The 20,821-nt window shown below is 72.3% G+C and carries 23 protein-coding genes and 2 pseudogenes; 10 read left to right on the top strand and 15 right to left on the bottom strand.

Annotation, left to right across the window (positions count from 1 at the left end; all coding sequences use genetic code 11):
• Nucleotides 1–112: 112 nt before the first annotated feature.
• Together AB0F52_RS27685 and AB0F52_RS27680 are read left to right on the top strand one after the other, a co-directional pair.
• Complete coding sequence (locus tag AB0F52_RS27685) at nucleotides 113–547, top strand: single-stranded DNA-binding protein (protein WP_360177018.1); 435 nt, start codon at nucleotides 113–115, stop codon at nucleotides 545–547.
• 169 nt (nucleotides 548–716) lie between these two features.
• Entirely contained in the window at nucleotides 717–1,007 is a 291-nt protein-coding gene (locus AB0F52_RS27680; RefSeq protein WP_360177015.1) for a hypothetical protein, read from the top strand.
• A gap of 426 nt (nucleotides 1,008–1,433) precedes the next feature.
• Here the strand turns inward: AB0F52_RS27680 and AB0F52_RS27675 are convergent, their stop codons facing one another.
• Entirely contained in the window at nucleotides 1,434–1,841 is a 408-nt protein-coding gene (locus AB0F52_RS27675) for a zinc-ribbon domain-containing protein (RefSeq protein ID WP_360177012.1), read from the bottom strand.
• A 157-nt stretch (nucleotides 1,842–1,998) separates the two neighbouring features.
• On the opposite strand from AB0F52_RS27675, the gene AB0F52_RS27670 reads away from it, so the two are divergent.
• Nucleotides 1,999–2,424: a nitroreductase/quinone reductase family protein gene (locus AB0F52_RS27670; protein ID WP_360177009.1), complete on the top strand. Its 426-nt coding sequence runs from the start codon at nucleotides 1,999–2,001 to the stop codon at nucleotides 2,422–2,424.
• 1 nt (nucleotide 2,425) lies between these two features.
• On the opposite strand, the gene AB0F52_RS27665 is transcribed toward AB0F52_RS27670, so the two are convergent.
• The 5 genes from AB0F52_RS27665 to AB0F52_RS27645 form a co-directional block, all read right to left on the bottom strand.
• A complete protein-coding gene (locus AB0F52_RS27665; protein ID WP_360177006.1) occupies nucleotides 2,426–4,540 on the bottom strand; it encodes a transglycosylase domain-containing protein in 2,115 nt (704 codons plus the stop codon).
• A gap of 36 nt (nucleotides 4,541–4,576) precedes the next feature.
• The gene (locus AB0F52_RS27660; RefSeq protein ID WP_360177003.1) at nucleotides 4,577–5,398 is read right to left on the bottom strand and encodes an ABC transporter permease; all 822 of its coding nucleotides are present in this window, start codon (nucleotides 5,396–5,398) and stop codon (nucleotides 4,577–4,579) included.
• The gene (locus AB0F52_RS27655; RefSeq protein WP_360177000.1) at nucleotides 5,358–6,164 is read right to left on the bottom strand and encodes an ATP-binding cassette domain-containing protein; all 807 of its coding nucleotides are present in this window, start codon (nucleotides 6,162–6,164) and stop codon (nucleotides 5,358–5,360) included. The genes AB0F52_RS27660 and AB0F52_RS27655 overlap by 41 nt, the downstream gene beginning before the upstream one ends.
• A complete protein-coding gene (locus tag AB0F52_RS27650; RefSeq protein ID WP_360176997.1) occupies nucleotides 6,161–6,601 on the bottom strand; it encodes a MarR family transcriptional regulator in 441 nt (146 codons plus the stop codon). Before AB0F52_RS27650 ends, AB0F52_RS27655 begins: the two co-directional genes overlap by 4 nt.
• Before the next feature lie 70 nt (nucleotides 6,602–6,671).
• Nucleotides 6,672–6,995 carry a helix-turn-helix domain-containing protein gene (locus AB0F52_RS27645; RefSeq protein ID WP_360176994.1) on the bottom strand — a complete coding sequence of 108 codons (324 nt, stop codon included), beginning with the start codon at nucleotides 6,993–6,995 and terminating at the stop codon, nucleotides 6,672–6,674.
• A gap of 82 nt (nucleotides 6,996–7,077) precedes the next feature.
• Here AB0F52_RS27645 and AB0F52_RS27640 point away from each other — a divergent pair, with 82 nt between their 5' ends.
• The 4 genes from AB0F52_RS27640 (at nucleotide 7,078) to AB0F52_RS27625 (ending at nucleotide 10,038) form a co-directional block, all read left to right on the top strand.
• Nucleotides 7,078–8,067 carry an NAD(P)-dependent alcohol dehydrogenase gene (locus AB0F52_RS27640; protein ID WP_360176991.1) on the top strand — a complete coding sequence of 330 codons (990 nt, stop codon included), beginning with the start codon at nucleotides 7,078–7,080 and terminating at the stop codon, nucleotides 8,065–8,067.
• Nucleotides 8,068–8,287: 220 nt separating this feature from the next.
• A complete protein-coding gene (locus AB0F52_RS27635) occupies nucleotides 8,288–8,842 on the top strand; it encodes a hypothetical protein (RefSeq protein ID WP_360176988.1) in 555 nt (184 codons plus the stop codon).
• Nucleotides 8,843–8,916: 74 nt separating this feature from the next.
• Nucleotides 8,917–9,324, top strand: coding sequence for a VOC family protein (locus tag AB0F52_RS27630; protein ID WP_360176985.1), 408 nt, complete (start codon nucleotides 8,917–8,919; stop codon nucleotides 9,322–9,324).
• A gap of 81 nt (nucleotides 9,325–9,405) precedes the next feature.
• Entirely contained in the window at nucleotides 9,406–10,038 is a 633-nt protein-coding gene (locus AB0F52_RS27625) for a hypothetical protein (RefSeq protein WP_360176982.1), read from the top strand.
• Here the strand turns inward: AB0F52_RS27625 and AB0F52_RS27620 are convergent.
• Nucleotides 9,957–10,586 carry a hypothetical protein gene (locus AB0F52_RS27620; RefSeq protein WP_360176979.1) on the bottom strand — a complete coding sequence of 210 codons (630 nt, stop codon included), beginning with the start codon at nucleotides 10,584–10,586 and terminating at the stop codon, nucleotides 9,957–9,959. The genes AB0F52_RS27625 and AB0F52_RS27620 overlap by 82 nt on opposite strands.
• Nucleotides 10,587–10,652: 66 nt before the next feature.
• On the opposite strand from AB0F52_RS27620, the gene AB0F52_RS27615 reads away from it, so the two are divergent.
• Nucleotides 10,653–11,342: a GNAT family N-acetyltransferase gene (locus tag AB0F52_RS27615; RefSeq protein ID WP_360176977.1), complete on the top strand. Its 690-nt coding sequence runs from the start codon at nucleotides 10,653–10,655 to the stop codon at nucleotides 11,340–11,342.
• 153 nt (nucleotides 11,343–11,495) lie between these two features.
• A complete protein-coding gene (locus tag AB0F52_RS27610; RefSeq protein ID WP_360176974.1) occupies nucleotides 11,496–11,852 on the top strand; it encodes a hypothetical protein in 357 nt (118 codons plus the stop codon).
• Nucleotides 11,853–11,862: 10 nt separating this feature from the next.
• Here AB0F52_RS27610 and AB0F52_RS27605 read toward each other — a convergent pair whose 3' ends face one another.
• The 5 genes from AB0F52_RS27605 to AB0F52_RS27585 all read right to left on the bottom strand — a co-directional run bounded on the left by AB0F52_RS27605 (nucleotide 11,863) and on the right by AB0F52_RS27585 (nucleotide 18,539).
• Complete coding sequence (locus AB0F52_RS27605; RefSeq protein ID WP_360176971.1) at nucleotides 11,863–13,140, bottom strand: ATP-binding protein; 1,278 nt, start codon at nucleotides 13,138–13,140, stop codon at nucleotides 11,863–11,865.
• A 197-nt stretch (nucleotides 13,141–13,337) separates the two neighbouring features.
• Nucleotides 13,338–14,768, bottom strand: a complete 1,431-nt coding sequence (locus AB0F52_RS27600; protein WP_360176967.1) for a carboxylesterase family protein — start codon at nucleotides 14,766–14,768, stop codon at nucleotides 13,338–13,340.
• A 198-nt stretch (nucleotides 14,769–14,966) separates the two neighbouring features.
• Nucleotides 14,967–17,141: a xanthine dehydrogenase family protein molybdopterin-binding subunit gene (locus tag AB0F52_RS27595; protein ID WP_360176964.1), complete on the bottom strand. Its 2,175-nt coding sequence runs from the start codon at nucleotides 17,139–17,141 to the stop codon at nucleotides 14,967–14,969.
• On the bottom strand, nucleotides 17,138–18,100 hold the full coding sequence (locus AB0F52_RS27590) for a xanthine dehydrogenase family protein subunit M (protein ID WP_360176961.1): 963 nt from the start codon (nucleotides 18,098–18,100) through the stop codon (nucleotides 17,138–17,140). The genes AB0F52_RS27595 and AB0F52_RS27590 overlap by 4 nt, the downstream gene beginning before the upstream one ends.
• A complete protein-coding gene (locus AB0F52_RS27585; protein WP_360176958.1) occupies nucleotides 18,087–18,539 on the bottom strand; it encodes a (2Fe-2S)-binding protein in 453 nt (150 codons plus the stop codon). The genes AB0F52_RS27590 and AB0F52_RS27585 overlap by 14 nt, the downstream gene beginning before the upstream one ends.
• 195 nt (nucleotides 18,540–18,734) lie before the next feature.
• Between AB0F52_RS27585 and AB0F52_RS27580 the strand changes: the two genes are divergently transcribed.
• On the top strand, nucleotides 18,735–19,310 hold the full coding sequence (locus tag AB0F52_RS27580; protein ID WP_360176955.1) for a TetR/AcrR family transcriptional regulator: 576 nt from the start codon (nucleotides 18,735–18,737) through the stop codon (nucleotides 19,308–19,310).
• Here the strand turns inward: AB0F52_RS27580 and AB0F52_RS27575 are convergent.
• The 3 genes and pseudogenes from AB0F52_RS27575 to AB0F52_RS27565 all read right to left on the bottom strand — a co-directional run bounded on the left by AB0F52_RS27575 (nucleotide 19,307) and on the right by AB0F52_RS27565 (nucleotide 20,811).
• Nucleotides 19,307–19,666, bottom strand: a complete 360-nt coding sequence (locus tag AB0F52_RS27575) for a hypothetical protein (protein WP_360176952.1) — start codon at nucleotides 19,664–19,666, stop codon at nucleotides 19,307–19,309. The genes AB0F52_RS27580 and AB0F52_RS27575 overlap by 4 nt on opposite strands.
• 199 nt (nucleotides 19,667–19,865) lie before the next feature.
• Nucleotides 19,866–20,009, bottom strand: a pseudogene (locus AB0F52_RS27570) (IS5/IS1182 family transposase); the annotation flags it as partial.
• 299 nt (nucleotides 20,010–20,308) lie between these two features.
• Nucleotides 20,309–20,811, bottom strand: a pseudogene (locus AB0F52_RS27565) (hypothetical protein).
• Nucleotides 20,812–20,821 lie beyond the last annotated feature (10 nt).

Here is a 20,821-nt window from a genome sequence, read left to right as displayed (position 1 = left end):
CAGCCCGTCCGGGTGCCGGCACCTCGTCGCCCGGCCCGGAATTGTCGGACCCCCGTGCTCTCCTCATCGGCAAGAGCGGTGCACCCCGCACCCGGAAGACGAGGAGAGACCGATGGCAGGCGAAACGACGGTCACCGTGGTCGGCAACCTGACGAGCGACCCCGAACTGCGCTTCACCCCGGCCGGCTCGGCGGTCGCGAACTTCACGGTCGCGAGCACCCCGCGGCTGTTCGACCGCGAGTCCGGCGCCTGGCGCGACGGCGACGCGCTGTTCCTGCGCTGCAGTTTGTGGCGGGAGTACGCGGAAAACGTCGCCGAGTCGCTGGTGCGCGGCGCTCGCGTGGTCGTCCACGGCCGGCTGAGACAGCGGTCGTACGACACGAAGGAGGGCGAGAAGCGCACCGTCGTGGAGCTGGAGGTCGAGGAGATCGGGCCGTCCCTGCGGTACGCCACCGCCAAGGTGACCAAGGTCAGCCGCGCGACGGGTGGCGAAGGGAGCAGCGCCTGGACGCCGGAACCGGTGGGGGCGGGCCGGCCGCCCTTCTGAGCCCCATCCGTTCGCGGCCGGCCTCCGAACACCTGTCGATGAGGCTTCGACCCGCGCTGGATCGCCTGCGGTGACGATGAGGGGGCGCTCCGGCCGCACCCGCTGTCGAAATCCCGCCCACCGGTTCGACGCAGGGGTAGAGGCCGAACCACGAGCGGGAGGGACCGACATGAACGGGAACGAGAAGACCGGCTCACCGGCAGCGCGCCCCGTCGTCAACCACCGGGTGCGGGCGATGCTCCGAGCAGTCGGCGCGGGCCGCGGCCGGGTCTCCTGCAGCAGCGAACCGGACCTGTTCATCGACGGCCTGTCGTGCGGCGACCAGTTCGCCGCCCACGCACTGGCCCACCAGGGCCTGGTCCGCGCGGCCCGCCCCGGCCACCCGGGCCAGCTGGTCCTGGCGATCCTGACACCGGCAGGCCAAGCCCTGATCAACCCCGACCACAGATCGGCCGCCTGACCCGGCGACCGGCGGATGTTTGACAATTCAATAGAGAAGTCTCACCGCCACGAGGACGGCTGGGCCGCAACGCCGCGCGACGGCGCGGAGGGGCCATCGGGAGACCCGCTCGGGCTCCCACTGCGGCGGGACTGCCGGGCCGGGATGCAGGCGGCGACCCGCTCGGGCGCCCGCTGCGGTGGGTCTGACAGGCCGGGCTGGAGGCGGCCGGGAAACCCGCTCGAGTCCCCGCTGCCGCGAAACTCCCGGGCTGGGCTGAATGCGGCGGCCGGGAAACCTGCTCGAGTCACCGCTGCCGCGAAACTCCCGGCCCGAGATGAAGGCGGGCGACCTACCCGACCCCTTGCCGCTACCGGAATCCCCGAACCGGAGACAGGCGCGGCGGCGGTCCGGGCGTTCACCGGACCACCGCCGACGGCTCCGTCCCTACTGGCCCTGCTGCGGGAACTGGCCCTGCTGCTGCGGACCCGGCTGCGGGAACCCCTGCGGCTGGGACGGGTGCTGCGGGTACCCCTGCTGCGGGAATCCACCCTGCGGAGCACCACCCTGCGAAGGGTGCGGCGGGTACCCCGGCGCCGCCTGCTGCTGAGCCTGGCCCTGTTCCTCCTGGGCCTGCAGCCGGAGCGCGTCCTCCTTCGGGATGCGGTTCTCGATCCCGCAGAAGGTGCACTGCGCCGTGTACTTGACGCTGATCGGGAACAGCGGGATGAAGAACAGCGTGAACTTCGTGACCGCCTTGCGCACCGCGTGCGAAGCCGGGTTACCGCACCGGCCGCACAAGAACGTCGTCATCGCCAGCACGTAGATGCGTGTACGCCAGCCCCAGATCAGCATCGGTCTTCTCTCTTCCGGTTCTTCCTTCGCCGCGCAGCCTCGCACACCGTTGCCGGTTGCCGGGGCGGTTTTGCCGATCCTGTCCGGACCGGCCTCCGGCGAACCGGACATTCGGGCCGTACCGCGACGCCGGAAGCCGCGGGACTAGATTGGGATCATGCCAAGCGACTTCGCTCTGAAGGCGATGAACACCGTGCACCGCGGCCTGATCAAGCTCACCGGTGGGCGGGTGGGCTGGCAGGTCGCCATGCCCGTCCTGGAGCTCACCACCGTCGGCCGCAAGAGCGGGCAGCCGCGGTCGGTGCTGCTCACTTCGCCCCACCAGGAGGGCGACGCGGTGGTCGTCGTGGCGTCGCGGGGTGGCGACGACACACACCCCGCGTGGTTCCTCAACCTGCGCGACAACCCCGACGTCGAGGTCTCGCTGAAGGGCGGCCCGAAGCGGCCGATGCGCGCCCGCGTCGCCGACACCGAAGAGCGCGCCCGGCTGTGGCCGAAGATCACCGCCGACTTCAAGAACTACGCGCAGTACCAGACGAAGACCGAGCGGGAGATCCCGCTCGTCTTCCTCGAACCGCGGTAGGTCACGAACGCGCCCCCAGGTACGCCGGATCGGCGGCCGGGATCGGCTGGTCGGGGACCCCGGCCAGCAGCCGGCTCATGGCGTGGAAGTACGGCGGCGCGGCGACCGTGCCGCCGAACGCGCCGTGGCCGCAGTCGCCGAGGTGCACCGGTGTGCCCGGGCAGATCTCCCGCGGGTGCGGCCCGTCGGCGAACACCATGGACGACACCGCGTAGCCGTCGACACCGCCGACGAACGCGACCGATTCGCTCAGCTGCGTCGTGCCCGTCTTTCCGATGTCTGGCCGGGTCCAGCCGGCCGCGCGGGCCGCTTCGGCCGACGTGCCGCTCGTGGTGTCCTTGCTCAGCCCCGCTTCCAGGGTGTCCGCCACGCCCTGGGGGATGACGCGCTCGCACGCCTGCTGCGCGACCGGCACGGCGTCGCCGTTCCGGTCGGTCACCGACAGGATCGGGTTCGGCGGGCACCACACGCCGCCGCTCATCAGCGTCGCCGAGACGTTGGCCATCTCCAGCGGGCTCACCGGGCTGTTGCCGAGGGTGAACGACAGCAGGTTCCGGAAGTACTGCGACTGCGGCTCGCGGTACTGCGGGTTGCCGGACTTCGGGTCCGGCGTGCGGCCGGCGTCGTTGGTCGCGAGGGTGGTGCGCAGCCCGAGCTTGGAGGCCATGTCGAGCACGGCGGGCATCCCGACCTGGCTCTCGAGCCCGACGAAGGCGACGTTCGGCGACGTCGCCAGCCCGTCGGCGAGGGTGATCGGGTCCGCGTAGTGGCCGTCGTTGTGGACGGTGTAGCAGGACGAATGCGCGTCCGGCACCGGGAAGCACTGGCTGTCCGGGTTGGGCAGCGGGGTGTTCAGGCCCGCCTGGCCGGTGACGAGCGCCGCGGCCGAGGTGAAGATCTTGAACGACGAGCCCGCGCCGAACTCGTTGCTCGCGTCGGCGACGATGTCGGTCGACGTCTCGCCCCGCGCCGGGTCGGTGCCGTAGTCGCGGTTCGCGACCATGGCGAGCACCTGGTGCCCGTCCTGGCCCGGCTGGACGACGGCGAAGGTGTTGGCCACGCCGTCCTGGGTGGTCGGCACGTTCGCGTCGACGGCGTCCTTGGCCACCTGCGAGACGCGCGGGTCGAGGGTGGTCTTGATCGTGTACCCGCCCGTGGCCAGCCGGTCGGCGGTGAACCCGGCGTGCACCAGGTAGCTTTCCGCGTAGGCGCAGAAGAATCCGGCGTCCGGTGCCGCGCCGAGGCACGTGCCGGACGGCGTGACCGGGCCGTTCGGCAGCAGCCCGAGCGGGGCCGCCTTCGCCGTCGCCGCGTACGAGGCCGGGATGGAGCCGTTGGCGACCATGCCGTCGATGACGAGGTTGCGGCGCTGCAGCGCCTTGTCCGGGTGGGTGTACGGGTTGTAGACGCTGGGGTTGTTCACCATTCCGGCGAGCAGTGCCGCCTGGGCCACGGTCAGTTTGTCCGCCGTTGTCCCGAAATACGCCTGGGCTGCCGCGCCGACCCCGTACACGGTTCCGCTGAATTCGACCACATTGAGGTAATTCGCCAGAATGTCGTCCTTGCTCATGGTGTCGTTGAGCTGGACGGCCATCTTCGCCTCCCGCAGCTTGCGGGCGAGCGAATCCTCGCGGTCGGCCTGCTGGGCCGCGGGGTCGTTCCGGTCGACGACGTTGATGAGGTAGTTCTTGACGTCCTGCTGGGTGATCGTCGACGCGCCCTGCAGCGCGCCGCCGGTGCTGTCGTTGACCGCCGCGCGGAGCATGCCTTGCAGGTCGACGCCGCCTTCGGTGTAGAACCGACGGTCCTCGATGGCGATGATCGCGGCCTTCATCGTGGTCGCGATCCCGGCCGCGGTGACCGGGAGGCGGTACTGTGCGTAGAGCGTCGCGATGGGGGTGCCGTCGCGGTCGGTCACGGTCGTGGTCAGCGGCAGATCTGCCGCGGCGAGCCGGGCGGAAATGGCGTCCACCGAATCGCTGACCTGATTGGACAGCAAGCCCGCCCCGATGGCGGCGGGCGCCATCGTCCCGGCCACCAGAATTCCGGCGAGCACACACAACCCGGCAAAAGGGACCACGCCCCCGCGACGTTTCACGAATTCGAGATTAAGCATCGGGCGATAAAGGTTCCGTTCGGTGAGACATGTCCCTCACCGGGCCAACCTGCCGAGCAGGGCCGAAGCGACCGAAACGGCCACCGCCGTCGCCACCGCCAGCACGGCGAAGTCGGTCCCGAGGTGGGCCGGGGTCCCGATGAGCAGGCCGCGCAGCGCGTCGACCTGGTAGCTCAGCGGGTTGACGTGGCTGAGCACCTTCAGCCACGGCGGCATCAGGTCCACCGGGTACAGCGCGTTCGAGCCGAAGAACAGCGGCATCGTGATCGCCTGCCCGATGCCCATCAGCCGTTCCCGCGACAGCACGATCCCGGCGATCACGATGGACAGGCAGCAGAAGAACGCCGAACCGAGCACGAGGACGACGGCCATCGCGAGCAGCTTCAGCGGGTTCGCGGTCAGCCCGACGCCGAGGATCGCGGCCAGGATCAGCACCATCAGCGCCTGGACGAGCGCGCGGACTCCGGCGGCGAAGGCCTTGCCCGCGACGAGCGCCGCGCGTGGGGTCGGGGTCACCAGGAGCTTGGCGAGCACACCCGCGTCGCGCTCCCAAATGATCTGGATGCCGTAGAAGATCGCGATGAACAGCGCCGACTGGGCCAGGATGCCCGGCGCCAGGAAGTCGAGGTACGGCGTCGAACCGGTCGGGATCGCGCGCAGCCGGGTGAACGTCTCCCCGAAGATCAGCAGCCACAAGGCGGGCTGGATCGCCCTGGTCAGCAGCTCGGTCTGATCGCGGCGCAGTTTCTGCAGCTCCACCAGGCACATCGCGCCGACGCGGGCGCCGAGCACGCGCAACCGGCGCAGCGGGCCCGGGTCAGCCGAGGCGGCGGGCGGTACGGCGAGTGGCACGGACACCGCGGATCCCTCCTTCTTCGTGGTCGAGGCGGTTCCCGGTCACGGTCCGGAACACGTCGTCCAACGTGGCCTCCGGGCCCAGGTCGGCCTCCAGTTCGGCGGGCGTGCCCAGCGCGCGGATCCGGCCGGCGTCCATCAGGGCGACGCGGTCGCAGTACTGCTCGGCCTCGTCCATGTAGTGCGTGGTGACGAGCACCGTCATGCCGGTCGCCCGGCGGATGGAGGCGATGCGGTCCCACACCGACGACCGCGCAACCGGGTCGAGCCCGATCGTCGGCTCGTCGAGGATGAGCAGCCGCGGCGAGCTCACCAGGGCCTGGGCGAGCTCGAGCCGGCGGATCATGCCGCCGGAGTACGTCTTGGCCGTGCGGTCGGCGTCGCCGGCCAGCCCGACCAGGTCCAGGGCGAGCCGCACCTGCTCGGCCCGCCCGCGGCGGGGCACGTCGAAGAGCCGGGCGAACAGGGCGACGTTCTCGCGGCCGGTCAGCGCGCTGTCGGCGGACAGCTGCTGCGGGACGTAGCCGATCAGCCGCCGCACGGCCATCCGGCGGCGCGCGACGTCGACACCGAAGACCGTGATGCGGTCCGGGCTGGCCGGCAGCAGGGTGGTGATCATCCGGAGGGTGGTGGTCTTGCCGGCGCCGTTCGGGCCGAGCAGGCCGAACACCTCGCCCGGGTGGATTTCGAGGTCGACGCCGTCGACCGCGCGGGTCGCGCCGAACGAGTGGCTCAGGCCGGTGCAGCGCACCGCCGCGGGTTCGGTCATGGCTGCTCCTTCAGGATGCCCATGAGTTTTTCCAGTGCCGGCAACGCCTGGTCGATCGCCGTGGTGTCCTCTTCGGACAGTTTTGCGAGGGCGTCGGCGACGAGCCCGGTGCGGGCGCGGCGCCAGGCCGCCATCCGGTCGGCGGCCGCGGCCGTGACCTCCAGCCGGGCCGCGCGCCGGTCGGCGGGATCGGCCTCGCGGCGCAGCAGGCCGGCGTCGGCGAGCTGGTTCACCAGCGTGCTGACCGAGTTGTTCGCCAGGTGCAGCTCGCGTGCGGCCGCGGCGACGCCGATGCCGGGGTGGTCGGCCACCACGCGCAGGAGCTCGACCTGGGCGCCCGGCAGCGGCATGCCCGGCACGTCGGCGCGCACCCGGCGGCGCACCACCCGGCGGATCCCCTGGACGGCCCCCAGCAGCCGATCGGCGAGTTCGGTCATGCCTTCGACGGTAGCTCTGACCCAGATCTATTAGCAACGCTAAATGTCTGGTTGGCGAGGAAGGAGAGAATCAGCCGCGGGTGGCTTCGGTGAGAGCGAGGTCGAGCAAGCCGGGGAAGCGGGTGTCGAACTCCTCGCGGCGCAGGGCGTTCAGCCGCTGCGTGCCGCAGTCCCACTGCCGGAGCAGCCCGGCCGCGCGGAGGATCTTGAAGTGCCGGGACGCGGCGGGCTTGCTGACCGGCGGCATGATCGCGCCGCACGGCTGCCCGGGTTGCCGGGCGAGGGTGGCGACCATGGCCAGCCGGTGCGGGTCGCGCAGGGCTTCCAGGGCTGCGCTGAAGGAGACGTCCTCGAGGGCCGGGTGGTCCAGGGGGGTCGCGGTGCGGCTGGCCATGCTCCGAGTATCCCCGGTTGCCGGGCGGCGCGGCGCTGTGCCATGGTCGATGTTAGTCGATTGATTAACATGAGGAGGCGTGGTGCGCGTTTACCGTCCCCGGTCCGGCCGCCTGGTCCAGCACGAAGAGCCGACGCCCGGGCCGCGGCGCGGCGAGGTGCTCGTCCGGGTGCGGGCCGTGTCGCTGAACTACCGCGATCTGCTCATCCTGAACGGCGACCACTTCGCCGCCGGGGCCGGGGCCCTGATCCCGGTGTCGGACGCCGCCGGCGAGGTCGTGGCCGTCGGCGAGGGGGTCACGCGCTTCGCCGGGGGAGAGCGGGTGATCAACGCCTTCCACCCGGACTGGATCGCCGGGCGGATGCCGGACACGACGGTGGGGTACGGCAACGGCCGGGACGGCTGGCTCGCCGAATACCGCGCCGTCCCGGAGCACGCGCTCGTCGCCCTGCCGGATTCGCTGACGTTCGAGCAGGGTGCGACGCTGCCGTGCGCCGCGGTCACGGCGTGGACGTCGCTCGACGGCGTGCGCCCGGGCGACGTCGTGCTGACCCTCGGCACCGGCGGCGTCTCCCTGTTCGCGGTGCAGCTGGCGAAGGCGCGCGGGGCGCGGGTCGTCGCGACGACGTCGAGTGCGGCCAAGGCGGCCAAGCTGACCGGACTCGGCGCGGACACGGTGATCGACTACGTCGCCACCCCGGAATGGGGCAAGGCGGTGCTCGACGCCACCGGTGGGCGGGGTGCGGACCGGATCGTCGAGGTGGGCGGGCCCGGCACCTTCGCGCAGTCGCTGGTCGCGGCCGGGACGCACCACGCCGAGATCGCGCTCGTCGGGTTCGTCGGCCGCAGCGGGCCTCCGGTCGACTTCATGGATCTGTTCCGCAGCGGGGCGACCGTGCGGAAGATCTGGGTCGGCAGCCGCGAGGACACCGAAGACCTGCTGCGGTGGCTCGACGTGTGGCCCGTCGAGCCGGTCATCGACAGCGTTCACTCGTTCGAGGACGCCGGAGCGGCCTTCCTGCGCTTCGAGAGCCGGGAGAACTTCGGCAAGGTGGTGATCGCCGCCGCGTGAGGCGAGAGGAATACCGCTGATCGGCGGAACCTACTCGGAGTGACCGTTCGGCGGCGGGCCGGTACCGCTCGCCGTGTCGCGGCGGAGTTCCGGCCCGGAACGGCTCGCGCGGGCGCATGCTGTCCTCTCCGGTCCCGCGTCCCCGTGCCTGACGTCCACAGTGGACATTGCCAGTGCGCCCGGTCCGGCGGCCTCCGAAATGAGGATAGGAACGTTCGTCGTGACCCTGCTGGACAGCAAGCTCGTCCGGTGCTGGACCTCCCGCCCGCACCTGCAGTCCCTCTACACCCTCGCCGCGGCCGCCCCGCGGATGCGCGCCGCGCTCGGCCTCGCGCCCACCGGCGGCGGCACGGTCGACTTCAAGGTGGACGGCGACGCGCTGGCCCGGACCGAGGCGGAGCTGATCGCCGCGACGTCGGCGCGGCTGCCGGTGCACCCCCTGGTGACGCAGGACCTCCAGGGCCGTTCGACGGTCCGGTGCTGGCGCCGCAACCGCGACCTGCGCGTGCTGACCGGCGACCTGGTCGACGTCGCGGACCGGCTGGTGCGGGCGGGTTACGGCGGCTGCCTGCGGTTCGCGACCGTCGAATTCGGCGAGACGGCCGGGCGCCGCGAGGGCAAGCTCGCCCTGGTGTACCTGTTCGACCGCGGCACGTTCCACACCGCGGCGCCGGGGGCCCGGCCGCTGGACCGGGCGCTGGAGCTGCGTGCCCGGGCCGCGTTGCACGGCGCCCTGCCGATGGAACCCGTCGCGCAGCGGCGGTTCGTGCTCTGACTGAAAATCCGCCGATTGGCGCGGCCCGGGCATTCTGCGAGGATGCTGCTCTCGTCCGATCGAAGGAGATGGCCGTGGCTTCTCGTCTCAACCCATACCTGAGCTTCCGCGACGACGCGCGGCAGGCCATGGAGTTCTACAAGGGTGTCTTCGGCGGCACGCTCACCCTGAACACGTTCGGAGAATTCGGTTCACCCGAAGGGGCGGACTCGGACAAGGTCATGCACGCGCAGCTGGAGGCCGAAAACGGCTTCACGCTGATGGCGTCGGACACCCCGACCGGCATGGAGCACAACCCGGGCACCAACATCTCGGTGAGCCTCAGCGGCGACGACGCCGACGACCTGCGTGGCTACTGGGACAAGCTGAGCGACGGCGGCACCGTCACGGTGCCCTTCGAAAAGCAGATGTGGGGCGACGAATTCGGCGCCTGCGTCGACAAGTTCGGCATCCCGTGGATGGTCAACGTCGTGCACGGCTAGCCACGAGCCGTTGCAGCCGGTGCCCTCGTCGGTGACGATGGAGGGACCGGCGTGGCGTGGCGCCGGGCCGAAGGAGGCCCGATGGCGGGTTTTCCCTGGACGTGTGCGCAGTGCGGCGCGGTCAACGACCCCGCCGCCCGGCGCTGCGGCACCTGCGCGGGCCTGGCGCCGGGCCGGGCTCGTGCGCGGGCACTGTGGGTGCTGCTGACCCTGATGGTGGTGGCCGGCGCCGCCGTGGGCGGGGTCCTGCTCTTCGCCGGCGACTCGCGGCCCTCGCCGGCCGCACCGGGGCCCTACCCGGAGTACACGACGCCCGCGCTGCCGACCACCAAGACCGTTGTCACGACCGCGAACGGCGTCACCCCGCCCGTCACGCCGCCGACGACGACCACGTCGACGCCGGCGGACAAGCCGTGTCCGGGTGACGCGGCGCGCTACCTGCCCGGCGGCACCGGGACGGCGCTGCTCGTGGCGCAGACCGCGAAATCCCTCGTCACGATCTGCCGGACCCCCGACGGCCGGATCTTCTACGACGGCCAGGCCCGCGGGCAGGCCGCCTCCGACGACACCCACATCATGCTGCCGGCCCAGGCCGAGGGCGGCGGCTTCGTCGCGGTGAACGGCGACTATCGCTACCAGGTCGACGGCGGCCGGCTGGTCGTCTCGGCCGGCTCCGAAGTGCTCTCCGACGAGGAACTGACCACGGTCGGCTGAGCGCCGTACAGCTCGTCCACCGGTTCGGCGTCGAACCCGAGGTCGGCCCGCATCCGGGCCCGCATGACGCGGTAGCCGCGCTGGCCGGCCTCCCAGGCGGGCCGCAGCCGGGTGTGGTCGCGGTCGGGGTCCAGCAGCATCATGGCCAGCCGCATCCGGGGCAGCGTCGCGTCGCTGACCAGCCGCCGGACCGCCTCCGGCGCGTGCAGCACGACGGGCCCGAGCGCGTGCTGGGCCTCGCTGCGCACCTCGCGCAGCTCGGTGATCTGGTGTTCGTCGAGTTCGCCGTCCGCCTCGACGATCGCGCGGGCTTGGAACAGCACGCCGTCGAACGCTTCGAGGACGCCCATCAGCTGGGCGTAGGCGTCGGCGCGGGTCTCGTGGGTGCGGGCCTCGCGTTCGCGCTGCCAGCGCCGCTCTTCGCGGGCCGCTTCCTCGGCCATGCGCCGGGTCTCCCGCCGTCCGGACAGGATCTGGGTCAAGATCACCCCGGCGAGGCCGAGCAGCGCGACGACGATCGGAATCCACACCGGGACCTGGGAACCCACGTGCGCACCCTACCCAGGATGTGGGAGTGGCGGCGGTCACCCGGCCCGCCTCCGCATGCTGGAGCCATGGCTTCTCCGCTCGACAACCCGACCTGGGCGTCGCTGACCGGTCCGCACGCCCGCTTCGCGGAACGGCAGGGGCGCGTTCTGCGCTACCCGGAGGACGTCGCGCCGTTCCTGGCCCTGCCCGACGACCCGGGCGAGCAGGATTGGCTGGACGTCGCCGAGCTGGCCGGGCCGGGCGCGACCGTCGTGCTCGCCGCGACCGCCGCGCGGCCGCCGTCCGGCTGGACGGTGCTCGACGAGATCCCCGGTGTGCAGCTGGTCGACGAGGGTGTCGCGGCCGCGCCCGAGCCGGAGGCCGTGCGGCTCGGCCCCGCGGACGTGCCGGAGATGCTCGACCTCGTCGAGCGGACGCGGCCGGGACCGTTCCGGAAGCGGACCGTCGAGCTCGGCACCTACCTCGGCATCCGGCGCGGCGGCGCGCTCGTCGCGATGGCCGGCGAGCGGCTGCACCCGCCGGGCTACACGGAGATCAGCGCGGTCTGCACGGACCCGGCGTACCGCGGCCAGGGCCTCGCGACGCGGCTGGTGCTCGCGGTGGCCGCGGGCATCCGCGAGCGCGGCGAGATCCCGATGATGCACGCGGCCGCGGGCAACACCTCGGCGATCCGCCTCTACCTCTCCCTGGGGTTCGCGCTGCGGCACCGGCCGGACTTCGTGGCGGTGCGCGTGCCGCTCGCGGTCGCGGTCTAGGCACCGGTCGACACCCGGGCCGCCGGCGATCTTCACCGACCCGGGGGAGTGGCCGGAAGAGCGCGGCACCGCCGGGATCCGGCCATCCGGCGCCCCGGGTGTCGAACCGGGGCCCGCCGGTTCGACGTCCGGGTGTAGGGAAAGGGGAGCGCCATGACCGCCACGACCAGCACCCCGAGCCGGGTCCGGAGCCTGCCGGTCCTGCTCGCCACCGAGGACGACGCCGAGGAGACGGGCCTGCTCGCGCCCGACGACCGGCTGACCTGTCACGTGCACGGCCGGTGGATCCACCAGTGCGTGGCCTCGCCGGCGCACGTCAGCCCGGTCACCCGGCACCGCTGGTGCCGCGGCTGCCGGACCGAGCTGGCCGTCGCCGTCGACGAGCTGGCCCTGGCCGTGGCGATGTCCTGCCCGCGCTGCGGTCACGGCGGCAGCGCCGCCACCACCCGGCTGACCGCGGCCTGCCGCGCGAGCCTCGCCGCCGAGCGCGCCGCCCGCCGCGTGGCCTGAGCGCGTGGGCTCAGCCCGGCACCCACATCGTGACGCGGGTGCCGCGGCCCGGTTGCGAGTCCACCGTGCCGTGCCCGCCGACCTCGGCCAGCCGGCCGATGATGGACTGGCTGATGCCGAAGCCCGGTGGCCGGACGCCGACGTCGAAGCCCTGGCCCTGGTCGCGGGCCACCACCGCGATCCCGCCGTCGCGTTTCTCCACGCGGAGCACGACCTGCTTCGTCCCGGAGTGCTTCACCGTGTTGCGCAATGCTTCCCGGACCGCCTCGCACAACGCGGTGCGCCGGTCCTGCGACACTTTGTGGTCGTCGGCGAAGTCGGCGGCGACGAGCTGGGTGCGCAGGCCGTCGCGGGCCAGCTCGGTGGCGACGTCGGCGAGTTCGACCGCGAACCCGCGCGTCGCCCCGCTCGGCACGGGCTCGGTGATCCGGCGGCGCAGCTCGGCCGCTTCCGCCTTGGCGACCGAACGCAGCTCCGACAGCCGGGTGACGGCCTGGGCGTCGTCACCCGGCGCCGAAATGGCCAGTGCTTCGAGGGTCTGCAGCACGCTGTCGTGCATGATGCGCCGCGTCCGGCGGCGCTCGGCCTCGCGTCCGCGCCGCAGCCCGATGTCCACCGCGAACCGCGTGCCGACGCCGAGCAGGATGAGGATCGCCACGGCGAGCACGATCGCCACCGCCAGCGCCACCATGCAGCCGATCGACCGGGTGAGGGCGAGCTGGTTGCCCAAGGGCAGGCCGCCGGCGAGCGTCAGCGCGGCCCGGAGCGGGACGGCCGCCGCGAACAGCCACAACGCCGCGGGCAGCCCGGACGTGCCCGCCCACATGGCGACCGAGCCGACCAGCCAGGTCCAGGACACGTCGACGGCGAACGGCTGCACCGCGGCCGGGGCGGTCATGGCGACCACGAAGTTGAGGGCCACGCCGAGGGAAAGGTCCAGACCGAGGGCGCGCCCGGTGAGGCGGGCCCGCAGGCCGCCCGAACGCAGCACCCAGACGACGGCGGCGGTGTTGGCCGCGACGGCGAAGACGGTGGCGCCGAGCACCGGCCCGAGCCCGAGCACGCCGTTCGCGGCGGTGAACCCGATGAACACCTTGACGAACGCGGCGGCCCGGTAGGCCAGCGGCACGGCAACCCAGTACCGCGAGGCGCGGGCGAGCGTCGCTTCCCCCACGGCGGTGAGGTCGCTGCTGTCGGACACGGGTTCGGCGGGGTCCGCGGGAGTGCCGCTGCGCAGCAGCGTGCGGACGAAAGCGCGTGGCGGTGCGGCTGAGCCCGCCTCGGACATCGGTGGTCCCCATTCATCCGGCCGTCCGGGCGCCTGAGCGTGGCAGCGGAGCAGGGGGATAGTCAACCGTCCCGGCTCGGAGCCAGCCCGCTGGAGCAAAGCCCTCGACCGGTTCGTGATCAGCCGGTCGCACAGGGAGATGAGGGGTGCGTTGGCGGCGGCGGGACACCCCCGCTCGACCGGCCCGCGTCGCGCCGTCAGTACGCGTGGAACATCGTGTCCTCGCCGGTGTACTCCGCCCAGCCCGGCGAACCCGTCGTGGCGAAGCGGTGCCAGGCGCCGTTCAGCTCGGCCGCCAGCTCGTGCGGTGGGTTCTCGCCGAGCAGGCCCCGCGGCCCCGAAAGCGTGTCCAGCGCTCCGAACACGAACGGCAGCTCCAGCCCGTGGCACGCACCCAGCCGGCCTTCGAGCAGCGGCGAGCCCCACTCGAACTCGTACCTGAACGTCCGGCCGGTGTGGTGCTCGGCGAGGTCGCGCACGCCGTCGCGGAAGACCAGGTCCGTCAGGGCCTCGACCAGAACCTCGCCCGCCGTGCGGCCCGACCCGAGGCCGTACGCGTACAGCACGCCCGCCGGGTCCGGGTGCGAGACCGCCAGGGAGGCCACCGCCTGGTCGTCGGTGACCGCTTCGAGGGCACCCGTCGGCACCAGGTAGAGCCGCATCTCTTCGCTGCAGCTGCCGGCGATCAGGTCGACGTCCCGGCCCGCGCCCGCCTTGATCGCCTTGGCCGGGTGCTGGGGCAGGACGTCGTCGCCGACCATCGGGAGGAAGGGGCTCAGGCCGTAGCCGCGGTCGTAGCCCAGTGCGTCGCGCAGATCGGGCGCGCCGCCCGGGCGGAGGACCGCGTCCTGGGCGTCGAGCAGCTGCTCGGTCGACACCTTGCGGAAGGCCTCCGCCGTCGGTTCCGCCTTGAGCTCGTCGGCGACCACCTTGGCCAGCCGCCGGGCCTGGACGGTGTCGCGCACCATGTCCGGGTGTCCGCTTTGGACGATCGCGCGGTGGAAGAGCCCGGCCGACAGCGGCGAGCCGAGCAGGCAGGCGACGCTGACGGCCCCCGACGCCGCGCCGAAGAGGGTGACGTTGGCGGGGTCGCCGCCGAACGCGGCGATGTTCTCCTGCACCCAGTGCAGCGCCGCGAGCTGGTCACGCAGGCCGAGGTTGGTCGCCCCGCCGTCGAGGGGGAGGAACCCGTCGATGCCGAGGCGGTACTGCACCGTCACCAGCACCGCGCCGGCGCGGGCGAACGCCGTGCCGTCGTGGACCGCGGCGGACCCGGTGCCGCCGAGGAACGCGCCGCCGTGCACGAACACCAGCACCGGCAGGGAGGCGGCGCCCGGCTGCGGCGTCCAGACGTCGACCGTCAGGTACTCCGGCCCCGGGCGCCAGCCGGTGCCGGAGAGCGGGGTCAGGTCGAGGCCGGGCACGTCGTGACGGCGTTGCGGCGCCGTCGGTCCGGGTCTCCGCGTCTCGCGGACGCCCTCCCACGGTGGGGCCGGGACGGGTTCGGCGAAGCGCAGCTCGCCGTCGGGCGCGGCGGCGTACGGGATGCCGCGGAAGAGCACCACGCCGGCAGGGGTGACTTGACCGCGGACCGCGCCGGACGTGGTGGGGACGACGGGGTCGGACATGCGGGGGGTCCCTTCGTGGACTGTCGGGGGAAGCGCCCGTCAGCCTAGGACCGCGGACGGGCCGCCGTCATGGGCGTTCCGTCTCCGAGGTTGTCGCGGATGGATAACGGCGCCGCCCCGGATCGACCGAGCAGGGGCGGCACCGTGAATTCCCGGTGCGGTGCGGGCAGGGCGTCCGGGGACGCCCTGCCCACGCCGTCAGCCTTCGAGGAGGTCCTCGATGGTGATCGGGATGTGCCGGACCCGGATGCCGGTGGCGTTGTACACGGCGTTGGCGACCGCCGCCGCCATGCCGACCGTGCCGATCTCGCCGAGGCCCCGCGCGCCGACCGCGTTGTGGAGGGTGTCCGGGTACTCGACGAAGTGGACGCCGACCTCGGGGATGTCGGCGTTGACCGGGAGCAGGTAGCTCGCGAAGTCGCCGTTGGCGAGCCGGCCGTTCGCCTCGATCTCCAGGCCCTCGTGCAGCGCGGCCGAGACACCCCAGATCATGCCGCCCATGATCTGGCTGCGGGCCGCCTTGTCGTTGATGATCCGGCCCGCGTCGAACACACCGAGCATCCGCGACACCCGGGCCTCGCGCGTCCACTTGTGCACCCGGACCTCGACGAACTGGGCGCCCCACGAGGCGAACGAGTGCTTGGTCAGCTCCTCGCCGGGCGCCGACGTGCCGGTCACCTCGAGCGTTTCGCGCCCCACGGTCCGCAGCAGCTCGCCGAAGGTCATCGACTCGCCGTCGGCGAAGACGCGGCCGTCGGCGTAGGTGACCTGCCGCCCGTCGAACGGCGCGCCGGGGTCGGCGGCGAGCGCGGTCAGTTCGTCGATCGCCTTGGTGGCGGCGAGCATGATCGCCGTGCCGGCGCTCGCCGTCGCCGTCGAGCCGCCGGACATGCCGCCCGGCGGGAGGGCCGAGTCGCCGAGGCGCGGGGTGATCCGGTCCGCCGGGATGTCCAGCGATTCGGCGCCCACCAGGGAGAGCACGGTCAGCAGGCCGGTGCCGGGGTCGGCGCCGCTCGTCGCGACGACGGCGGTGTCGTCCGCCCGCAGCGTGATGCCGACGGTGGCCGGGAACCGCAGGGCGGGGAACACCGCGGTGGCCACGCCCATGCCGACGAGCCAGTCGCCGTCGGTGCGCGAGCCCGCCGGGCGGTGCGCCCAGCCGAAGCGGTCCGCGCCGATGCGGAAGCACTCGTCGAGGTGCTTGCTCGACCACTGCAGGTCGTGGCCGGGCGGGGCGGTCGAGTTGTTGCGGACGCGCAGCTCGATCGGGTCCATGCCCAGCTTCACGGCGAGCTCGTCGACCGCGCTCTCCAGCGCGAACGATCCGGGTGCCTCGCCGGGAGCCCGCATGAACGTCGTCGGCGGGACGTTCAGCGGCACGATCTTCTGGGAGATGGACAGGTTCTTCGTGGCGTACCACTCGCGCGAGGTGCCGTGCGACGTCGGTTCGACGAACGACCGGGCGGTGTCGGTGTGGCACCACGAGTCGTGGCGCAGGGCCACCAGGGTGCCGTCCGGCTCAGCGCCGAGCGCGAGCTTCTGCACCGTCGCGGCCCGGCCGGCGGTGGCGGTGAAGACCTGTTCGCGGGTGAGCGCGGCCTTCACCGGCCGGCCGAGGGCGCGGGCCGCGGCCGCGGCCAGGAACGCCGGCGTGGACGTCCGGCCCTTGCCGCCGAACGCGCCGCCGACGAACGGGTTGACCGCGCGGACGGCTTCCGGTGCCAGGTCGAGCGCCGTGGCCAGTTCGGCCGCCTGCATGTGGGACGCCTGGTTCCCGCTGTAGACGGTCAGCTCGCCGTCGTCCCACACCGCGACCGCGGAGTGCGGCTCCATCGCGGCGTGGTTCTGCGTCGCGGTCGTGTAGGTCGCCTCGACGACCACCGGGCTCGCGGCCAGGGCGGCATCGAAGGATTCGACGCCGTCTTCGAGCACCTCGATTTCCGGCGGTGCGCCGTCCATGGCCGGGGGCGCGGGTTCGGCCGAGCCGAGGTGTTCGGCGAGCGAGGTCCGGGCGGGCCGCTCGCGGTAGGCGACTTCGACGAGGGTCGCGGCGTCCCGGGCCTGCTCGAACGTCTCCGCGACGACGAAGCCGACCGGCTGGCCGTAGTAGGTGACTTCCTTGCTCTGCAAGGGAACCCACGTCTCGCCGAAGGGCGGCATGCTCGGCGTCTGCAGCGTCAGCGGGTCGAACGGCGTGTAGACCTCGAGCACGCCGGGTGCGCTCTTCGCCGCGGTGGCGTCCACGGCCTCGATCTCGCCGTGCGCGATCGTGCTGAGCAGGACGTAGCCGTAGACCATGCCCGGAAAAGCGTGGTCGGCGCCGTACTTGGCCTCGCCGGTGACCTTCAGCGGCGCGTCCAGCCGGGTGATCATCGGGAGCTCCCCTCGGTCAGTTCGAGCAGCGCTCGGATGATGGTCCGCTGCAGCAGCGTCACCTTGAACCCGTTCTCGGACAACGGTTGTGCGCCGTCGACGGCCGCGGCCGCGGCCGCTTCGAAGGCGGCCTCGGTCGCCGGGCCGCCCCGCAGGGCCGCTTCGACGGCCGGCAGCCGCCACGGCACCGTCCCGACGCCGCCGGCCGCGACGCGGGCGTCGGCGACGACCCCGTCCCGGACGTCCAGCGCGACGGCGGCGGAGCACAGCGCGAACTCGTAGGACTGGCGGTCCCGCACCTTGACGTAGGTCGAGTTCGCGGCCCAGTCCAGCCGCGGCACGATGACCTCGGTGATCAGTTCGCCGGGGCGCAGGTCGTTCTCCACGGCGGGGGTGTCGCCGGGCAGCTGGTAGAAGTCGCCGAGCGCGACCTCGCGGGTGCCGCTCGCGTCCGCCAGCCGCAGGCGGGCGTCGAGGGCGACCAGGGCGACGGCGACGTCGCTGGCGTGCGTCGCCACGCACGACTCGCTGGTGCCGAGGATGGCGTGCATCCGGTTCGCGCCGGTGATCGCGGAACAGCCGCTGCCCGGAACGCGCTTGTTGCACGGCATGGCGACGTCGCGGAAGTACGAGCAGCGCGTGCGCTGCAGCAGGTTCCCGCCGATGCTGGCCATGTTCCGCAGCTGCTGGGACGCGCTCAGCAGCAGGGCACGCGAAATCGCCGGGTAGACGCCGGGGTGTGCGGCGACGGCGGCCATCCGCTCGAGCGCGCCGAAGCGCAGCCCGTCCGTGGTGTCGATGCCGCGCAGCGGAACGTCGTTGATGTCCAGGACGTGGTCCGGCGTCAGGACGTCCAGCTTCATGAGGTCGACCAGGGTCGTCCCGCCGGCCAGGTACGTGCCGGGCGTGGCGACCGCCGCTTCGACGGTGGTGGGTGCGGTCAGCTCAAAGGGACGCATCGGCCCGCCTCGCCTGCTCGACGGCCTTGACGATGTTCGGGTAGGCCGCGCACCGGCAGAGGTTGCCGGACATGAACTCCCGCACGTCGTCGACGTCCTGCTCGACGGCGGCGACCGCCGACATGATCTGCCCGGCGGTGCAGAACCCGCACTGCAGGGCGTCCTGGTCGACGAACGCCTGCTGCACCGGGTGCAGCCCGTCCTCAGTGGACAGTCCTTCGACGGTGGTCACCGGCTGCTTGACGGTGGCGGCCAGGGTGAGGCACGACAGCACGGGCCGGCCGTCGACGTGCACGGTGCAGGCGCCGCACTGCCCGCGGTCGCAGCCCTTCTTCGGGCCGGTGACGGCGAGGCGCTCGCGCAGGGCGTCCAGGAGCGTGACGCCGGGATCGACGTCCAGGTGTTCGGTTTTGCCGTTGACTTGGAGTGAGATTTCCACTGGTCTCTTTCCGCGGAGCCGGGCGAACTGCCCGACGGTGTGGTGGGGCGGTGAAGGGCGGGAGCGGATACTCATCCGCTTCACTCGGTCGCGAGGCTAGCGGATTACAATCCGCTTGGCAACGAACCACAGAGGCTGGAGTTGCTCCAGCGCTCGGCTAGATTCAGCGGGACGGCACGACCACCGGGAGGAACGATGACGACCGGATCGGTCAGCCCGCGCCGCGCGGACACGCGGCGCAACCACGAGCGCATCCTCGCCGCCGCGGCGGCCTCGCTGGCCGACACGGGCGAGGTCTCGTTCAACGCGATCGCCAAGCAGGCCGAGGTCGGCGTCGGCACGGTCTACCGGCACTTCCCGACGCCGGAGTCGCTGATCCTGGCGGTCTACCGGCGCGAGGTCCGGCACATCGTGGAAGTCGTGCCGGTGCTGCTGGAGAAGCACGCCCCGGACCAAGCCTTCCGGGTCTGGGTGACCGACCACGTCGCCCACTACATGATGACGAAGAAGGGGCTGGCCGACGCGCTGCGGACCGCGACGGCGTTCCGGGGCGAGCTGCCGGGCGACGCCTACGAGGACATGCTCGGCGCGGTGTCGGCGATGCTCGGAGCCAACGTGGCGGCCGGCACGGTCCGGCCGGGCCTGACCCCGGTGCTGGTCATGCGGGGACTGGGCGGCCTGCTGTGGCTCGACCCGGACGGGGATTGGAAGGGCGATGCGGCGGAGCTCGCCGATCTGCTCTGGCACGGGATGGCCGCGCAGCCGGGCTAGGCTTCGCCGTCGAGGTGGACGGTCACGGTGACCCGGCCCTTCGCATCGCGGCGCGCGACCGCGTGCCCGGTGCGGCCGGTGTCGCCGAGTTCGAGGGTGAGCGGGGCGCCGTCACCGGTGAAGTTGCGCCACCACGACTTGGCATCGGGCATCTGCACGCCGATGGTGACGACCTCGCCCGCGCGCCGATAGGCGACCGGAGTGCTGAAGGTGCGCCCCGACCGCCGGCCCGTGTAGGTGATCTCGGTGAGGTGCCGGCGGACCATCGGCCCCCAGCGCGGCGACGTCCGGAGCGCGCCGACGCAGGTGTTGAAGCGGTTGACGGCGTTCTTCGGGAAGGGGACTCGGTATCCCACAGCGGCCTCCTTCGGCAGGCTGCCGCCACGGTACCGGAAAACGGAGAAGAATGTTCCGGTTGTGGCCGCCGTGGGTAGACGTGGAGCGGTGTTGGCAGCTTCCGCCGGGCGTGGAACGCACCTTCGCCTGCTGAGGCTTCCGAACGACCGAGCCGACGTGCGCCGAGCAGACTTCAGCCGCAATCCAACCGGGCCCCGGCTAGGGCGTGTCTGGCAATGTCTTGGTCCAGGTGATCACGGTGTGGAGGATGACTGCTGATCGGTAGACGATGGCGAGCTTGTCGTAGCGAGTGGCCCGGCCACGCCACTGTTTGAGCAGGTTGAACCGTCGTTCGACGACGTGCGACCGTGGTAGTCAACCGCGTCGAAGGCGGGTGGTCGCTCGCCGCGGGAACCGCGGCGTTTGCGGTGCCCGGCCTGGTCAGTGGGCTCGGGGATTACTGCGGTAATGCCACGGTCGCGCAGACGTTCGCGGATCGTCCGCGAAGAGAAGGCCTTGTCGCCGCGGACACGGTCAGGCCGGGTGCGGGCTCGACCGCGTCCCTCTCGAGGGACGTACAAATGCTGCATCAGATGCGGAAACAGTGCGCCGAGCAGACTTCAGCCGCAATCCAACCGGGCCCCGGCTAGGTCACTTGGTGATCAGTTCAGAATGAGTTTGCGCAGGCAGATGATCGAGCACACCAGACTGAGGATGGCTTGGTGGAGGTCGGCTCTTCGTTCGGTCAGGCGAAGGTGCCTTCGGGCGGCCAGCGGACTTTGCCCAGGCCGGAGCCATGCTCGACGCGGCGGGCGAGGAGTGGAGCATTGCCGCGGGCGTGGATCAGGCGGCGGTACGGGCTCAGCCCGGTGTGGTCCCCCCTGTTGAGGAGAGCAGGTGAGTGGAGCCGACCAATTTGGCGGTCAGTCAGGTCGAGCAGGCCAGCGGCGCGTAGTTCGGCGAGCAGCCGCTCGTACAGTTGCCGCCAGGCACCGGCCTCGTGCCACTCGGCCGACCGCCGCCAGCAGGTGGCGCCCGAGGCTCCGAACAGGGCGGTGGGCAGTTGGTTCCCTCCGATGCCACGCCGCCCCGGATGGTGGAGGCGCCTGGGATGCACCGGGCTCAACGGTTCCGGTCGCGCCCACGAGCAAAGCCGACACGCCAGTTCATTCTGA

Source organism: Amycolatopsis sp. NPDC024027, assembly GCF_040638975.1.
Lineage (GTDB): Bacteria > Actinomycetota > Actinomycetes > Mycobacteriales > Pseudonocardiaceae > Amycolatopsis.
The sequence above is the reverse complement of the archived record's forward strand: the minus strand, read 5'-3'. Positions and strand labels throughout refer to the sequence as shown.

What these genes read in the sequence shown, in the direction of transcription:
- AB0F52_RS27685 (WP_360177018.1), top strand. Translation starts at nt 113, where the DNA reads ATGGCAGGCGAAACGACGGTCACCGTGGTCGGCAACCTGACGAGCGAC.
- AB0F52_RS27680 (WP_360177015.1), top strand. Translation starts at nt 717, where the DNA reads ATGAACGGGAACGAGAAGACCGGCTCACCGGCAGCGCGCCCCGTCGTC.
- AB0F52_RS27675 (WP_360177012.1), bottom strand. Translation starts at nt 1,841, where the DNA reads ATGCTGATCTGGGGCTGGCGTACACGCATCTACGTGCTGGCGATGACG.
- AB0F52_RS27670 (WP_360177009.1), top strand. Translation starts at nt 1,999, where the DNA reads ATGCCAAGCGACTTCGCTCTGAAGGCGATGAACACCGTGCACCGCGGC.
- AB0F52_RS27665 (WP_360177006.1), bottom strand. Translation starts at nt 4,540, where the DNA reads ATGCTTAATCTCGAATTCGTGAAACGTCGCGGGGGCGTGGTCCCTTTT.
- AB0F52_RS27655 (WP_360177000.1), bottom strand. Translation starts at nt 6,164, where the DNA reads ATGACCGAACCCGCGGCGGTGCGCTGCACCGGCCTGAGCCACTCGTTC.
- AB0F52_RS27650 (WP_360176997.1), bottom strand. Translation starts at nt 6,601, where the DNA reads ATGACCGAACTCGCCGATCGGCTGCTGGGGGCCGTCCAGGGGATCCGC.
- AB0F52_RS27645 (WP_360176994.1), bottom strand. Translation starts at nt 6,995, where the DNA reads ATGGCCAGCCGCACCGCGACCCCCCTGGACCACCCGGCCCTCGAGGAC.
- AB0F52_RS27625 (WP_360176982.1), top strand. Translation starts at nt 9,406, where the DNA reads ATGGCGGGTTTTCCCTGGACGTGTGCGCAGTGCGGCGCGGTCAACGAC.
- AB0F52_RS27615 (WP_360176977.1), top strand. Translation starts at nt 10,653, where the DNA reads ATGGCTTCTCCGCTCGACAACCCGACCTGGGCGTCGCTGACCGGTCCG.
- AB0F52_RS27610 (WP_360176974.1), top strand. Translation starts at nt 11,496, where the DNA reads ATGACCGCCACGACCAGCACCCCGAGCCGGGTCCGGAGCCTGCCGGTC.
- AB0F52_RS27605 (WP_360176971.1), bottom strand. Translation starts at nt 13,140, where the DNA reads ATGTCCGAGGCGGGCTCAGCCGCACCGCCACGCGCTTTCGTCCGCACG.
- AB0F52_RS27600 (WP_360176967.1), bottom strand. Translation starts at nt 14,768, where the DNA reads ATGTCCGACCCCGTCGTCCCCACCACGTCCGGCGCGGTCCGCGGTCAA.
- AB0F52_RS27595 (WP_360176964.1), bottom strand. Translation starts at nt 17,141, where the DNA reads ATGATCACCCGGCTGGACGCGCCGCTGAAGGTCACCGGCGAGGCCAAG.
- AB0F52_RS27590 (WP_360176961.1), bottom strand. Translation starts at nt 18,100, where the DNA reads ATGCGTCCCTTTGAGCTGACCGCACCCACCACCGTCGAAGCGGCGGTC.
- AB0F52_RS27580 (WP_360176955.1), top strand. Translation starts at nt 18,735, where the DNA reads ATGACGACCGGATCGGTCAGCCCGCGCCGCGCGGACACGCGGCGCAAC.